15 protein-coding genes are annotated in these 14,707 nt (G+C 38.7%); 13 read left to right on the top strand and 2 right to left on the bottom strand.

From position 1 onward, the window contains the following. Positions 1 to 2: 2 nt before the first annotated feature. From DWX43_RS20505 to DWX43_RS20480, 6 genes are all read left to right on the top strand, one after another. Positions 3 to 344: a hypothetical protein gene (locus tag DWX43_RS20505; protein ID WP_118621655.1), complete on the top strand. Its 342-nt coding sequence runs from the start codon at positions 3 to 5 to the stop codon at positions 342 to 344. Between the two features lie 43 nt (positions 345 to 387). After that, positions 388 to 819, top strand: a complete 432-nt coding sequence (gene lepB, locus DWX43_RS20500; protein WP_207733097.1) for a signal peptidase I — start codon at positions 388 to 390, stop codon at positions 817 to 819. A 16-nt stretch (positions 820 to 835) separates the two neighbouring features. Next, positions 836 to 1,267, top strand: coding sequence for a zinc ribbon domain-containing protein (locus DWX43_RS20495; RefSeq protein ID WP_118621654.1), 432 nt, complete (start codon positions 836 to 838; stop codon positions 1,265 to 1,267). Positions 1,268 to 1,618: 351 nt separating this feature from the next. Further along, the gene (locus DWX43_RS20490; RefSeq protein WP_158547684.1) at positions 1,619 to 2,059 is read left to right on the top strand and encodes a sigma-70 family RNA polymerase sigma factor; all 441 of its coding nucleotides are present in this window, start codon (positions 1,619 to 1,621) and stop codon (positions 2,057 to 2,059) included. Beyond that, positions 2,049 to 2,252, top strand: coding sequence for a helix-turn-helix domain-containing protein (locus DWX43_RS20485; RefSeq protein WP_117500889.1), 204 nt, complete (start codon positions 2,049 to 2,051; stop codon positions 2,250 to 2,252). Before DWX43_RS20490 ends, DWX43_RS20485 begins: the two co-directional genes overlap by 11 nt. A gap of 279 nt (positions 2,253 to 2,531) precedes the next feature. After that, positions 2,532 to 2,753, top strand: coding sequence for a hypothetical protein (locus tag DWX43_RS20480; RefSeq protein WP_025580086.1), 222 nt, complete (start codon positions 2,532 to 2,534; stop codon positions 2,751 to 2,753). Between the two features lie 85 nt (positions 2,754 to 2,838). Here the strand turns inward: DWX43_RS20480 and DWX43_RS20475 are convergent, their stop codons facing one another. Further along, on the bottom strand, positions 2,839 to 3,543 hold the full coding sequence (locus DWX43_RS20475) for a hypothetical protein (protein WP_117500890.1): 705 nt from the start codon (positions 3,541 to 3,543) through the stop codon (positions 2,839 to 2,841). 11 nt (positions 3,544 to 3,554) lie between these two features. Beyond that, the gene (locus DWX43_RS20470; RefSeq protein WP_118621653.1) at positions 3,555 to 4,301 is read right to left on the bottom strand and encodes a hypothetical protein; all 747 of its coding nucleotides are present in this window, start codon (positions 4,299 to 4,301) and stop codon (positions 3,555 to 3,557) included. 369 nt (positions 4,302 to 4,670) lie between these two features. On the opposite strand from DWX43_RS20470, the gene DWX43_RS20465 reads away from it, so the two are divergent. The 7 genes from DWX43_RS20465 to DWX43_RS20435 all read left to right on the top strand — a co-directional run bounded on the left by DWX43_RS20465 (position 4,671) and on the right by DWX43_RS20435 (position 14,508). Then, positions 4,671 to 5,063 (top strand): hypothetical protein, encoded by a 393-nt coding sequence (locus DWX43_RS20465; protein ID WP_243099414.1) that lies wholly within the window; start codon positions 4,671 to 4,673, stop codon positions 5,061 to 5,063. 66 nt (positions 5,064 to 5,129) lie between these two features. After that, a complete protein-coding gene (locus DWX43_RS20460) occupies positions 5,130 to 7,046 on the top strand; it encodes a hypothetical protein (protein WP_118621652.1) in 1,917 nt (638 codons plus the stop codon). Positions 7,047 to 7,061: 15 nt separating this feature from the next. Continuing rightward, positions 7,062 to 9,194, top strand: coding sequence for a transglycosylase SLT domain-containing protein (locus DWX43_RS27575; RefSeq protein WP_118621651.1), 2,133 nt, complete (start codon positions 7,062 to 7,064; stop codon positions 9,192 to 9,194). 15 nt (positions 9,195 to 9,209) lie between these two features. Then, positions 9,210 to 9,998: a hypothetical protein gene (locus DWX43_RS20450; RefSeq protein ID WP_118621650.1), complete on the top strand. Its 789-nt coding sequence runs from the start codon at positions 9,210 to 9,212 to the stop codon at positions 9,996 to 9,998. 376 nt (positions 9,999 to 10,374) lie between these two features. Next, complete coding sequence (locus DWX43_RS20445; protein WP_330582297.1) at positions 10,375 to 13,131, top strand: DUF87 domain-containing protein; 2,757 nt, start codon at positions 10,375 to 10,377, stop codon at positions 13,129 to 13,131. Positions 13,132 to 13,280: 149 nt separating this feature from the next. After that, a complete protein-coding gene (locus DWX43_RS20440) occupies positions 13,281 to 13,832 on the top strand; it encodes a DUF5697 family protein (protein WP_117500895.1) in 552 nt (183 codons plus the stop codon). Beyond that, positions 13,795 to 14,508 carry a DUF6100 family protein gene (locus tag DWX43_RS20435; RefSeq protein WP_207733111.1) on the top strand — a complete coding sequence of 238 codons (714 nt, stop codon included), beginning with the start codon at positions 13,795 to 13,797 and terminating at the stop codon, positions 14,506 to 14,508. Before DWX43_RS20440 ends, DWX43_RS20435 begins: the two co-directional genes overlap by 38 nt. Positions 14,509 to 14,707 lie beyond the last annotated feature (199 nt).

Genomic DNA, 14,707 nt, shown 5'->3' with positions numbered 1-14,707 from the left:
TTATGGCAAAACAGGATGAACACCGTTTTAATTTGAGATTTGATGAAGATGATGAAAATCATAGACGGGTAAGTGCCTATTTGAACCAATGCGGCAGAAAAAAGGCAAGATACATTGTAAAGGCGGTACTTGCCTATTGGGAGCTGCAAGATGGAAGGATACCGGTCGTAGAACAGCCGGAAAGGAAACAGTTATCAGAAACAGAGTCAGCGATTCATAAAATAGGAGAACAGAATAAGGCGGACAGACTGATTCAGGTAGAAGATGTAAAGGATAGTGTGCTGGATCGGGAGGAAGCTGATTTGATGCGTCAGAATTATGCAATGTTTGAGGATATGGAGTAGGAAAGGAGAGAGGTATACGAGAACAAAAAGAAATGCAGGCAGAATGACGCTGGCAATCATCATTGCGGTATTGATCATGCTTTTGTTTCAATGTTTTTTTGAAGTAGCGTATGTAAACGGGAAGTCAATGGAACCGACTTTTCAGAATGGAGATGTACTCTTATTAAAGAAATGGGGAGTACCCAAAAAAGATGATATTATTATCGCATACATAGAAGAACTTGACCTCATGGTAGTAAAAAGAATACTGGCTATAGAAGGTGATGTAGTCAGTATAGATGAAAGTGGTGTATACGTGAATGGGAAAAAAGCTGCGGAATCCGTTGATATGAAACGGACGAGTATGGAATTTATAGTAACTGCAAATCAGTATTTTCTAATCGGGGATAATATGATGGATTCTTTGGACTCACGTATTTGGGGATGTATAGGTAGAAGTGCTGTCCAGGGGATCGTTATAAAAAAATTATTTTAGAGGAGGCAGAAGAATCATGAAAATGAACAAAATATATGGATTGTGTGCAGTGCAGCTCATGGGGGTAGGTGTACAGCTTATGAATAGGGTAGCAGGAAGTATGATTGTCTTTCTCGGTGTCATAGGAATTATTTTGTTTGTGGCAAGAGAGGATATGGAACGTCGAAAATATAAGACTTGTCCAAAGTGCAAGGCACAAATACTGAAGAAAGCACGTATCTGTCCAAAATGCGGAAATCAGTATATGCAGGCTGTATCAGAAGAAGCATTAATGGAGATGATTGAACAGAGATGTGTTGAAGAGGAAGAAAGAACTTCAGAAATGATTGATTGTGACTTTGAGAAAATTGAGGAAGTGGCAGTAGACACATTTACTTCTTTCGATGGGGATATACAGGAATTTTTGGAGAAAAAGGACTCTCAGGAGAATATATTAACTGTGAATTAAGAAAATGCTAGTAAAAAGTAAGAATTGACATAAGAGATTGGTGTTAAGATTATACTAAATAACCATTTTAATATTGAAAGATACAAAAGAAAGGTATAATCTCATATAGAAGTATAACAAATATTTTGGCAGATATTTCTAGAGATAAACGGTAGAGTTATAAAAAAGAAATACTGCAATCAAGGTAATATAAGCGAAATAACAGACTGTTGGGACATGATCCTGACAGTCTATTTTTTTGTCGAAAAATGTATTTTTCTGCATGAATATATGCGGATGCAGAAAAAATACTGGGCAAGGTCACCGCCTGAAAGGTTCAGCGAAATGAGTAAAAACTTTCAGGAGGCAGAGATGGATAAATATAATGATGAATTAAAAATGCAGTTTAGTGCGTATGTGAAACAGTCAATTTTAAACAGGAGAGGACAATACCTGAGGAAAAAATACAGGATTGAAAGTCTTGAAGTAAATTATGAAGAGTACCTGAGTGTTCTGAAGCAGGATACAGAAGAACTATTTGGAAAAATAGAAAAACTGTCAGGGAAAGTATTTAGTGAGATAGTAGAGAGCAGGCTGCTTTTAGAGCAGATAGAAGATTATCAGCTTTTACAAGCATTAATTACGTTATCTGAAGAACAGAAAAAAGTAATTTTGCTCCGTATATTTTACGAAAAAACATTTCGAGAAATTGATTGGATTCTTGGATTTCCAGAGAAAAAAGCTGAAAATACATACTATAATGCTATCAAAAAGCTACGGAAATTAATGGGAGGTAAACGTCATGGAGTTTAAAGAAATGTTGAAGTATGCGAAAGCATATGATAAAAGAGCGATGATGGATATAATAGAAATGTACCGTCCATTATTGATTAGTAAGTCGGTTGTGAATGGAAAATTTGATGAAGATCTATATCAAGAATTTGTCTATACCATGTTGATGTGTATTTTAAAATTCCCATATCCTCAATCAAAACCGGAAGAATAGGAAATAAAAATACTATATGTTGTGTTTTGATATTGACACAAACTATATATTGTTGTATGATAAGCTTGATACAAGTGTTTTTCAGAAAATGATTTCTGAAAGAAGAGTTTTTGTTTCAGCATAAGTTGGAACTAAAATTTAGGCAGTTTACTGCGTGTAAATTCGGAAGAAAGGCATTGATTGTTTTAGGATAATCAGTGCCTTTTTTGTGTCTGAAAGGAGAAAGTATCAGAAAGGAGGATAGCGGGAAAAAAGAAGAACGGGAAAGGAGGAAAACGAATGAAACCTAAAAAATTTGTACAGATTTATGGCAAAGTTGTATTGCCGATAATCAGAGGAATGACTGTAAGATATTTCAGTAATGGAACATGGAAAGAAACCGCAAGGGTAAGGCGTGTGATTGAGGTAACGGATGCATACATTAAATTTGAAACAGACCGTATTCGTTACTGTATTGATTTTGGGATGGTAGAGGATAATGCAATGCCGATAGCAGCATAGAAGGAAAGGGAAAGGGGCGAAGGATTTTCCCCCTCTCCCGGTAGTCTTAGGTGCTTTTCGGAGACTAGCTAAGAACTGTCTAGACCTATTTATTTTTGTTGTTGATATTTTTCTTATACCATTCTATGCCGCGTTTTCCACACTCATCACGAATCTTGTCCCTAAGAATACCAGTTTTTGTTTGGATTGAAACCATGCGTTCATATAAACATTTAGTTGTTTTTACACACACGTCTTTAATGTTGTATAATTCTTTTTTGTCGTGAGGAGAAACACGAACTTCCCCTTTACCTATTGCAACCAATAAGTTACTTATTTCATCTCTAACTTTTTTGGAATCAATATAGTCGGAATATGCGATATTACTCATAATAAAAGAACGAAAATGTAAACTAGTATATCTGTGAAATTTATCGTTCGCAAGACGCCTTTGATTTTCGTATTCTAAGTTTTTGTTTAAGGTATAAGACACATTGGTAAGTTCTTGAAATCGTTCTGTCCATGCTGTACTAGCTTTTATATATCCTTTGCGTTTGGCATTTTGAATTAATTCTTTGTTTTTTTCTAATTCAATTTCTAATTTTTTTTGATAAGTGTCAATTTTAAATTGTAAATCATCAGTACTTTTACAATCTTGAATCGTATAGCTAGTATTATTCCTATGATTTTTCGGAATGGAATGTTTTTTCTTTTTGTTAGAGCTAAAAAGAATTATAATTAAGAAAATGATAATTACTGCCACAATAACCATTCCAATATTGTCAAATAGCGTATTTTTTAATGTATTCATAATAACCCTCTTTAGTGTATTTTTGATGCTAACATAGGAATAATATTTACGATGGTAGTTACACCATTTATTCTTAATCTGAGTAAATCCATATAGAATTTCATCTCCTTTTTACTAATTGTTCCAGCATACATTTTGGTTTGGTAAAATTGACATACTTGTTCGGCTTCGGAAATTGCTTTTGAAGCCTTTTTTCTGTCTATCATAGCTAATTTCATCATTTTATCAAATCGTTTGTTCTGTTCTTTCCTTTGTGCTTCTAAGTTTTTATAGTACAGATCCATTTCTTTTATTTTCAATTTGTAAGCAGAAGCAATTCTTTGAATTTCTGTGTCATAATAACGATTGATGTTCATAATACTTTGTTGAAGATTACCTTTGATTTGTGCGAGTTTTATTTCTGTATCGCTTTCAATACGACTCATAGCCACATGATATTGCTTATCTACACCGTCTGATATAAACTTTAGCTTTTTTTCAAATTCTTGATGAGCATATTTCATGCGTTTCCTTTCATTTACAAACTTTCCGACACTCCGCAATAAATCTGGAATTACGGTCACTTCGGGAAACCCCACTTCTGTTTTGTTAGATTCCACAAAATTAGCTAGTTTAAATAATCCATCGGTATTCATTACAGGTTCCAACACATTACTATTTTCAAAGCCAATTGGTTGAGAGATGAATTGTTGAAAAGATTTGTTTGAATTTGACGAAAATTTATTATATTTTTGGTTATTATTCTTTTTGTATGTCATGATATCACCTCTTCAGTTAATTCTAATATCTTATATAATTATAACGGTATCTATTAGTACTGTAAAGCTGTTAAAGTAACTTGGTAAAATACAATAAGAGTCAAAATACTTTTCTTAGGATGAAATTTACTACAAATGGTGACTTTATTCTATAAGAGATAAAATTGCTATGATTATGCGACTATATTGCGAACCTATTGATATTGACAGATGACTTCCACAAATATACAATGATAAAGTAAAGTTTTGTGCATGAACGGAACTTGCATGGAGAGCCGCAAAACATTACAGCAAACAGACAGTCACAAAAGGGCTGTCTTTTTTTATGCAAAAAGTAAGTTGATTTTCATACAGAAGGGAGGGAAGTTATTGGCAGAAAATATCAAAAAACAGAATATGGATAGTCTAAAAACGGGGAATCAGTACATGCAACTGGTTCCTCGTTTTGCATTTATTGCTTTTTTAGCTGTTGCACTGATTGCGGTTTCGGCATCACCTGTTTTTGCCGCCGGTATTTTTGATACAGCAAAAAATGCGATGCAGACAGTTTACAAAGATGTAGCGGGTATAGCAACAGTAGCAGCGGTTGTGTGTGCGGCAGTATGCTTATTCTTAATGAACTTTTCTAAATCAGGTCGGACAGTAGATGAATCAAGATCCTGGTTAAAGAGAATCATCATTTGCTGGGCAGCACTCATGACAATGGGAGCGATTGTAACATATTTCGAGAGTATCATTCCAAAGAGTATGTTCGGCGGTTAATGTAAACAGACAAAGCCGGCGCTCTCCCGGCAGAAAGGAGGTTGCCTGAAAGGGTAAGAGACATATATGGGTTGGTTATTAGAATTATTGGTCGAGGGAATCAGAGAAATGCTGTCACAGTTTGTAATCGACATGATGACGCTTGTGACGGATATGTTTACAGAGCTACTGTCCTGTGACCTTAGTTTATTTGAGGAATTATTTTCTGTGGTAGGAGACCTGTATACGAATGTGATGTTGCCGATGGGAATAGCCCTGCTTCTTTTGATTTGTGTCTGGCAGTTATTTAAAAGTATGTTTGGAAAAGCAGGAGTTGCTAGTGAAGATCCAATAGAATTGGTATGCCGGACTGGAATCAGTCTTTTTTTTATTGTGGCGGCAAAGCCATTGGTGGACTATATTCTGACGGTGGCAGGTACGCCGTATCAATGGATTGCAGGAACAGATATTGAGGTAAGCAGTTTTTCCGAATATGTATCAGCATTGGAAGGACTGACTGGCGGACTGGGAATTGACAGTTTAAACATAGCGGTGCTTATGTTAATCATGCAGTTTGTAGTTGCATGGAATTATTTTAAAATGCTCTTTGTAATTGCAGAGAGATATGTATTGCTTGGTGTATTTTCCTATACTGCACCTTTAGCATTTGGTACGGGCGGTTCAAAAGCAACAAATAACATTTTGGCATCATGGGCGAAGATGTTTGGCGGGCAGATTGTGTTAATTATTCTGAATTCATGGTGTTTGAAAATGTTTTTATCAGGGTATGGGAATCTTAATGCAAGCAGTTACGGATTTACCAAATTCTTTGTCGCAACGTTATGTCTGGTAGGCTTTTGTAAAGTCACGTTTAAATTAGACTCATATTTATCCTCACTGGGCGTTAATTTAGGACGACCAACAACTGGAATCGGGGCGCTTGGTCTGATGATGGCAGCCGGAAGAGTGCTGTCACATGTCGGAAGGGGCGTCGGTGACTCAGCAGGAGCAAGTGATCATGCAGGAAATAGCCAGGTATCTACAGATGGAGCCGGAATGACGGATGCTGCACCAGGTCCGATTCCAATGGGATTTGGAAACGACGGTGATGCGATGCACATGGAGGGCGAAAATGATTTTGATAGTGCAACAGTTGATGAAGCAGTAGATATGGAAGCAGATGGAAACGACTTTGATTCTATGGATAAGGAACAGGGCGGTGTATTGCAAGAAATGGGTATGATGCCTGAAGATACGTTTGCTGATGAAGAGGGAATGACAGATATGAATGGTTTCTCCGATGGCACAGACTTTGATTCCGGTGAGTTGTCAGAGAATTCTGCAGATGGTCTCGTGGAAGGTACAGATGGTCTTGTGGAAAGTGCAGATAGTACAGATATGGATACTGTGCTCACAGGAGAGGGAAGTATGGTGAGTGATTTCGGAGATTATCCGGTAGAGGAAGATGAAGCAGAAACGGGAGATTCCATAGAGCCTGAAATGGAATTAGACGGAAATGCAATTGGTAGTACTGGTGGCGAAGATATCGGAATTGGAAGTGGAATGGATACATCCGGTGGAGAATCGCCGCTTTCTGGAGGAAATCAATTATCTGGTAAACAGGTATCCGGACAGTCTGGTGGAATTATCAGCGAAATAGGCGGAGATGGCGGTGTAATGCTGTCCGATTCTTTTGATGCAGGTGGACAAGACTATACAGCAGAGGGTAGATCTCTGCATACAAATGATGGCTTGGATAGAGAGAACAGAGGCTATCAGTCAGAAGGATATCACGATTTTGATGTACCGATACATCAAAATACTTCTTCCACCATGGATACAGACCATAGTTTAAATGGTTTAAATACGGAAGAGGTTAGAAGCCAGGACAGGAGAAACGGTGCTGAAACAAGGAAAAGCTGGGAAGTTCCAAAATCAAGGGAAGAACTTAATCAGCGAAACCAGAAAAATCACAGACGGAATGAAGATGATTTTCTGACATAAGGAAGGGGTGAATGTATGAGAGATGACAAATCAAATGCCTCTCCTTTAGATGGTGCAGCTGGTACTGTAAGTCAGGCAGCACAAACAGCGGGGCAAATTCAGAAAACAGTAAATCAGGCCAGACAGGGAGCAGGTGCGGCACAAAAGGCGGCTCATACATCACAGGCAGCTTACGCCGCAACTGCTTCGGCACAGGGAGGCGCAGCAGCAGCTGGTGCAACAACAGGAACCGCCCTTGCAGGACCGCTGGGGACAGTTGTAGGCGTGATTGTAACGAGTAAAACATTTTGGAAGGTAGTCGGTGGTATTTTGATGGCAATCTTCTTATGGATGTTTATTATTGCAAATCTCATTGGTATTATTTTGACTTATCTTGGATTCGCTGATGCAGATGCCTTTGCAAATGAAGCCCAGTCGGAAGAACTTGCCAATCTGAAAGTCCGGGTAGAGCAGATTTTGGACAAGGAAGAGTATGAGCATGAGATTATGGCAATCATTGAGCAGAATAGAGATGTAAGGTTGGAAGAGATTGCTGCAGATAAGCAGGAAAATTATAATGATTACGAATTGTCTGTGATAGATGAATATGAAACAAAGTTTAAGAGAAATGCAAGCTATTATCTTTCTATATTTTTACTGGATATCTGGGATTCCAACACGAGAAATGAGTTTTTAGGATATTCCAGTGAGTGGGGAGATATGACAACAAATCTGTCAAGTCCATATGATGCTTACTTCCAAGAGGCTGCACAGTCCTATGGTGTTCCGGTGGCTTTATTAAAAGCAATGGGAAAAACGGAGTCAAATTTTAATCAGAGTGCCGTTTCCAGTGCAGGAGCAATCGGAGTGATGCAGCTTATGCCGGGAACTGCCGCTTCTCTAGGGGTAGATCCTTATGATGCCCGTCAAAATATTATGGGCGGTGCAAAATATATTGCTGGAAATTTGGAACAGTTCAAAGGCTATTCCAATGGTTTAGAACTTGCGATTGCTGCTTATAACGCAGGTCCGGGGGCAGTTATAAAATATGGATATCAAATTCCGCCGTATAAAGAGACTCAAAATTATGTGAAAAAGGTTTTGGGATATCTGACAATTGAGGAACGAAAGAATGGAAACAACGAGGGAACAGAGACGGATGAAGATTTGAGTGAACCATATCAACAGTTAAAAACTGCTGTCACAGAACATGTTGACAGCTTTTTTTCATGGTCTGTCACAGATGAAAAAGAACGTGAGATTATGGAGTCCGTATATTATCAGATTTTAGAATCAGGGAAGCAGGAGATTGATCAAACCACCTATGAAAAGCTGAAGGCAGATGGGGAAAACGTGGTAAAGGAAACTGTTCCTGTGATGAAGCAAACAGTCGAATATACCCTTGCACTTCTTCTTAGTTCACAACCCGTATCCGGAAGCGGATATGAATATAAATACGTTACAAGCCAGAGTACTTTTGAATTGGTCTTAAAGGTATTGAAAGTGATGGATGAAGGAGTGGCTGCCTTGAAAGATGCTTTCTTTTCCCTCTTTTCATGGAAAGATTTTGTAACTGGCGGCGGGGAGGATACCTACGTCAGCAATATTGACGCATCAGGCGATATTTTCACCTACGATACGGTTGGAAAAGGAGTCAAAAAAGTAGTCTATTTTAATCAGACGGAAGAACCTTGGGGGAGTATGCCGTATGGCACAAGCACCATAGGGGCAGCTGGATGCGGACCAACTTCAATGTCCATCGTCATATCTACGCTTACCGGAAAGATTGTAAATCCACAGACAACCTGTGCATTCTCCATGAATAACGGAGAGTATGTACCGGGAGCAGGTACGGCACATTCTTTTATCGGAAATGCTGCAAGTAACTGGGGATTGACTTGTGAACGTGTAGGAAAAGATCGTATGGATTATGTTGTGCAATCCTTAAAAGAAGGGAAAATGGTTGTGGAAATCTGTGAAGCATACACCATAACGGGAAGTGGCAGCGGACATTTTATCGTACTTACAGGCGTTACAAGAGACGGGTATATTACCATTGCAGATTGTGCGAGCAGGGAGAGAAGTACAAAGGCATACAGCGTTGATACGATAAAATCATACGGTCGTGATTTAAGTGCCGGGGCATTTTGGATTATTGGAAAAGATTAGTAGGAGGAGTGGCAGATGTATTCAAAAAGGAAAATGTGTTGTTTGATTGCCACATGCAGTTTGTTAGTTTGTATGTTTCGTGCAGAGATATTTGCAAAAGGGAATGAGCAGCAGGAATTACCAGAGATTATTCGGTGGGAAGAAGGTAGGGGCTTTGATGAACAAGGAGAACAAATTGTTGGATCATGGGCATATGATACCGTAAACGTAGAAGGGAAGTATGTATTATTTGACGACATGGGCAATGTAAGAGCGAAAACAGATCAATGGAAAGAACGGGAAACGTATGCAGAAAATTTTACGGATACGGAACAAGCAACAGCCACACTTGCTTTACGGACGGAGTATTTTCCTAAATTTACGGGAACTGTCTACATTACGATACAGAAAGAAAACGGAGAGAGCAGGCAATATGAATTGTCGCCGGATAATCTGTATGAACAAAATGTTGCGGTAAATAACGGAGTTTATAAAGTAAAAGCGGTCGAGGCAGTAGATGAACAGTATATCTATAAAACGGAATATGCAAAGGATGTATTGGAAATGGAACAGAATCAATTACTTCTCTTGAAAATCAACGTCACAAAAGAAAAGACAGGAACGGTGGCAGAAGCAGAAAAAAGGGAAACAAAAATGGTTGAAAAGGCTGGGATAAGAAATGCAGCGGATAGGGAGAATAAGATTGAGATTCTTTTGGAGGAAGGCAGCACAAGAGAAAAGTATGTTTTGTGCGGCTGTATTCTGTTAGCAGCGGTTCTCGGCATTGGACTTTTGTTCCGCAAGAAAAGAAATCAATATGACTAACAGGAGGTGGTCAAAATCGTACAGAGAGAAAAGGTAGACGTATATACAATTCCGCCTAATTTTGCACAAGAAGGTACTATTTTTTCAGGAAGAGTCAGATTAAGAAATGCATTTGAAGCAGGGGTTCTGGCTCTTCTTTTATTTCAGTTGCTTATGGCAACAAACCTCAGCGTGAAAGGAAAAATCTATGCCGGGATAATTGTAATGATACCAGTTGTTATATTTGCGGTGTTAGGGGTACAGGGGGAAAGCCTGACTTCTTTTTTATTTCAGTTTCTGAAATACCTGTGGGGACGGAGAATACTTACAGTTCCAGACGGTAAATATCGTTTAAAAAGGAATCGCAGATTAAGAAAACAGCAATACCGGAGCCAGAGTGGAAAAGGAGGCGAGCGTCATAGGAAACGAGGTAAAAGAATTAAAACGTCAGCTAAAAGAAGCAAAACAGACGGAAAAACGGAATCTTAAAGAAGAGAAAAAAGAACGTAAAAAGCAGCAGAAGTTAGAGCGGGCACGTTTCCGGGAAGAGGAACGGATGCGAAAAGTTCAGATGAAAGAAGAAAAGAAGCTGAAAAAAGAGCTGGACAAGCCAGAAGTTCATAAAGAAAATATCAGTAATTTAAGAGATGATCGGAGAAAGGAGAAAAAAGAGCGAGAACCGGATTTGGACTTACTTCCGGTAACATGGGTATCCTCATATCTTCCGATACGTCAGATAAAAAACGGGGTTATCTATACAACGGATCACCGCTATGTGAAACTGATAGAAATATTGCCAATCAACTTCCTGTTGCGCTCATCATCTGAACAACGCAATATCATTATGTCTTTTATGTCCTACTTAAAAATAGCACCTGTTAAAATACAGTTTAAAGTGGTATCCAAGAAAGCGGATATTTCGGAGTATATAGAAAAAATCAAAGAAGAGGCAGAACGGGAACCGGATTACAGGGTAAAGCTGCTTCAGGAGGATTATGCGAAACTCATTGAGCGTTTGGGAAGAAAAGAGGCAATTACCAGACGTTTTTTTATGGTGTTTGAATATCAGTCCTATAACAATAACAAAAATCCAAAAGAGAGGGAGGTACTGCTTTACATGAGGTCAGTAGTACAGACTGCAAAAAAGTATCTTTCTCAATGTGGGAATGTTGTACTGGAATATGAAAATGACACCCGTTTTCTGGTGGATGTCCTGTATCAAATTTTAAATCGAAAGACGAGTGTGTATGAAACTTTGGAGGAACGGACAAAAAAAGTAGCAAGGTATTACCAGAGAGAGAATGGTAGGGAGAGTATCAGCCACATTCCGGTTACTGAACTGATTGCACCTGAAACAATGGATATGCGGCACAGGAGTCATCTTGTCATTGACGGTATGTATTACAGTTATCTTCTGATACCTTCCCATAAATACAGGACAAGAGTACCAGCGGGATGGCTGTCACTATTGATCAATGCAGGTGAAGGAATTGATGTAGATGTTTTCTTTTTCCGACAGGATAAAAGTAAATCCATGGAACGTATCGGCAGAAGAATCCGTCTAAATCGTTCCAAAATTAAAGATACCTATGACACCAATACGGATTTTGATGATCTGAGTGAGTCTATCCATGCAGGATATTATCTGAAACGTGGGTTAAGCGGGAGTGAGGATTTTTATTATATGAGCACTCTGATCACTATTACAGGATACAGCGCAAAAGAAGTCGAGTGGCGTGTAAGAGAAATGACAAAGCTATTGAACTCTCAGGATATCGGAGTGATAAGCTGTATGTTTCGTGAAGAAAATGCGTTTTTGTCTTCGCTGCCTTTATTGTGTCTGGATAAGAAACTGTATGAACGTTCAAAGCGGAATGTACTGACTTCCGGAGTGGCGAGCTGCTATCCATTTACTTCCTATGAAATGTCGGACAAAGACGGAATTATGATGGGTGTCAACAAAGCAAACAATTCACTAGTAATCGTAGATATTTTCAATACGAAAATATATAAGAATGCTAACATTGCCATTTTGGGGACATCCGGCGCCGGTAAGACTTTTACCATGCAGTTAATGGCACTGCGTTTAAGAAGAAAGAATGTACAGGTATTTATTATTGCACCGGATAAAGGGCATGAGTTTGCGAGAGCCTGTAATAATATTGGAGGGGCTTTTATACAGATCTCTCCAGCTTCACCAAATTGTATCAATGTAATGGAAATTCGTCCCACGGATACAAGTGCCAGTGAAATATTAGATGGTTACACAGTAGAACGCTCAGAACTGGCAATGAAAATACAAAGTCTGCATATTTTCTTCAGCTTACTGATTCCGGATTTGAGTCACGAAGAAAAGCAGCTTTTAGATGAGGCATTGGTAATTACCTATGCGGAAAAAGGGATTACGCACGATAATCAAAGTTTGGAAAATCCAGACAAGCCGGGGCAATACAAAGATATGCCGATTTTGGGTGATCTGTATGAGGTTCTGCTCAGAAAGAGGGAGTGCCGGAGAATGGCTAATATTTTAAACCGATTGGTACATGGTTCTGCTTCAACATTTAACCAGAAAACAAATGTGGATTTATCAAATAAATATGTAGTTCTGGATATTTCAGAGCTTTCCGGCGATCTGCTGCTTGGAATGTTTGTTGCTTTGGATTTTGTTTGGGCGAAGGCAAAAGAGGACAGAACTGTGGAAAAGGCAATTTTTGTAGATGAGGCTTGGAAACTCCTGGTGTCAAATGAATTGGCAGGAGAATACCTGCTGGAGATTTTCAAAGTAATTCGTGCTTATGGCGGCTCTGCAATCTGTGCAACACAGGATCTCGTGGATTTCTTTGCATTAAAAGGTGGCAAACTTGGAAGGGGAATCTTAAATAACTCAAAGACCAAAATCATTCTCAACATGGAGACCAGCGAAGCAGAGAATATACGGGAGGAACTTGATTTATCTGAAGCAGAAGCAATGTCCATTACAAGATTTGAAAGGGGAACAGGTTTGATTTCTACGAACAGCAATAATCTAATCGTAGATTTTAAGGCAAGTCAGTTAGAAAAAGACTTGATCACAACGGACAGAAAGGACTTGCAGGAATTAAAGGAGCGTCTGCAGAAGTATGGACAACAGGCATACGGAAAACAGACTACATAGCGGAACAGATTTGTAATAATGCGTATTAAAAGCGTTGTTGTATGCGTCACAAGATTATCTGCGAAAGAAAACAGGTAATAACTTGTCATACAATGCGCTTTTTATATGTCATTAAGTAACTATGATTATTTGGAAAGGATACAGGCATTATGGAAAATCAGAATAAGCAGAGAGACGTGGAACGGGAATTAAAAGAATTGGTTCAAAAATATAACGTGCTGGATAAGAGTCAGTTGTATGCTTACTTTGAAAAAGACGGACGGGAAAGATTTGTTGGGCGGGCTTTAAAGGTACTGGAAAAAGACCGCATGATATATGTGAATAACGAAACAAAACAGGTGGCTGCTAATGAATCTGCACATACAGCATGGGAACGTGGGATAAGTACCTGCCTGTGGGTACTGATTGACCTGATGAATCAAAAGAAGATTGAGCAGCATTTTCTCGCATCTAAGGAGGAATATCCGATACGGATTATTTTTGTAGGAGACGGAGAAATATATGACATCCTCTATATTGCACCGGAGGATATTGAACTGACAAATCAATTGTTTGTACGGAAAAAAATAGACGGATGCGGGCATGTTGTGGTAGTGGAAGAACCGGAAAGTATCCCGAAGATTCGGATTCCGGATGTGATTGGATATTGCACGGTAAAGGGGGATGGTGAAGTCGAATATTATCAAAAAGAAAGCCAGTAATCAGGACATATTTCAAAAGGTGAAAAAACAGTTAGATGAAGCACAGAAAATGACCTCAGAGGTGGGAGAGCTTATGGCAGAAGCCAGAAATATTCTGATCGCATATTCCAGATGTAAAACGGAAAGTGGTTATGAAAATTTTACAGATATGATACTGGAATCGTCGAAAAAGGGGGAGCGTTTAACAGAAAAATTGAGGCGTTTATCCTTAGAAGTCGTGCTGGATCAGGTGAAATATGAACAGTATCAGTCAGAACTTGTGGCTGTACATGGGATTGAAATGGATTATTCCGATGAAATTTTAAAAATCATTATGCCGGTTCTGATTCCGCACCGGAAAGAACACTATACCGATTATCTGTACAAACCTTTATATATCGCATTTAAACAGTGGTGTATCTGTCAAAATCAGGAACAGAAAAGGATACCGGAATATGAGAAATGTACTGTTTGCTTTGTACATCTGTATAACCGGGATTTACCGCTGGGACGCATTCGGGATCACGATAATTTTGAAGAAAAACACGTACTGGATGTGATATCAAATTTCTTTCTGGCATCAGATAGCGGTCTGCATGTGGATACCTACCACATTACCAGAATGGCAGAACAGGATGCAACAGAGGTTTATATTATGGATACAGAAAACTTTCCAAAATGGCTTCAAAAAATGTGAAAAACAGTATCGAAAAATACTCCTGCTGTCAGAGCACCTTTTTCGATAGCAGAAAAGTGGCAGAAAAATAGAGAAAAAGCAAAGTTTTTCGGGAGTCAGAAAGTAAATAGTACCTAAGTGTCAAGCAGATAGGGTACTGTTTTGAAAAAGGAGAACCGATGGAAGTCCAGCTAATAAATGTCAATAGTTAAATGAAAAA

Source organism: Clostridium sp. AF19-22AC (assembly GCF_003479085.1).
Lineage (GTDB): Bacteria > Bacillota > Clostridia > Lachnospirales > Lachnospiraceae > Faecalicatena_A > Faecalicatena_A orotica.
The sequence above is the reverse complement of the archived record's forward strand: the minus strand, read 5'-3'. Positions and strand labels throughout refer to the sequence as shown.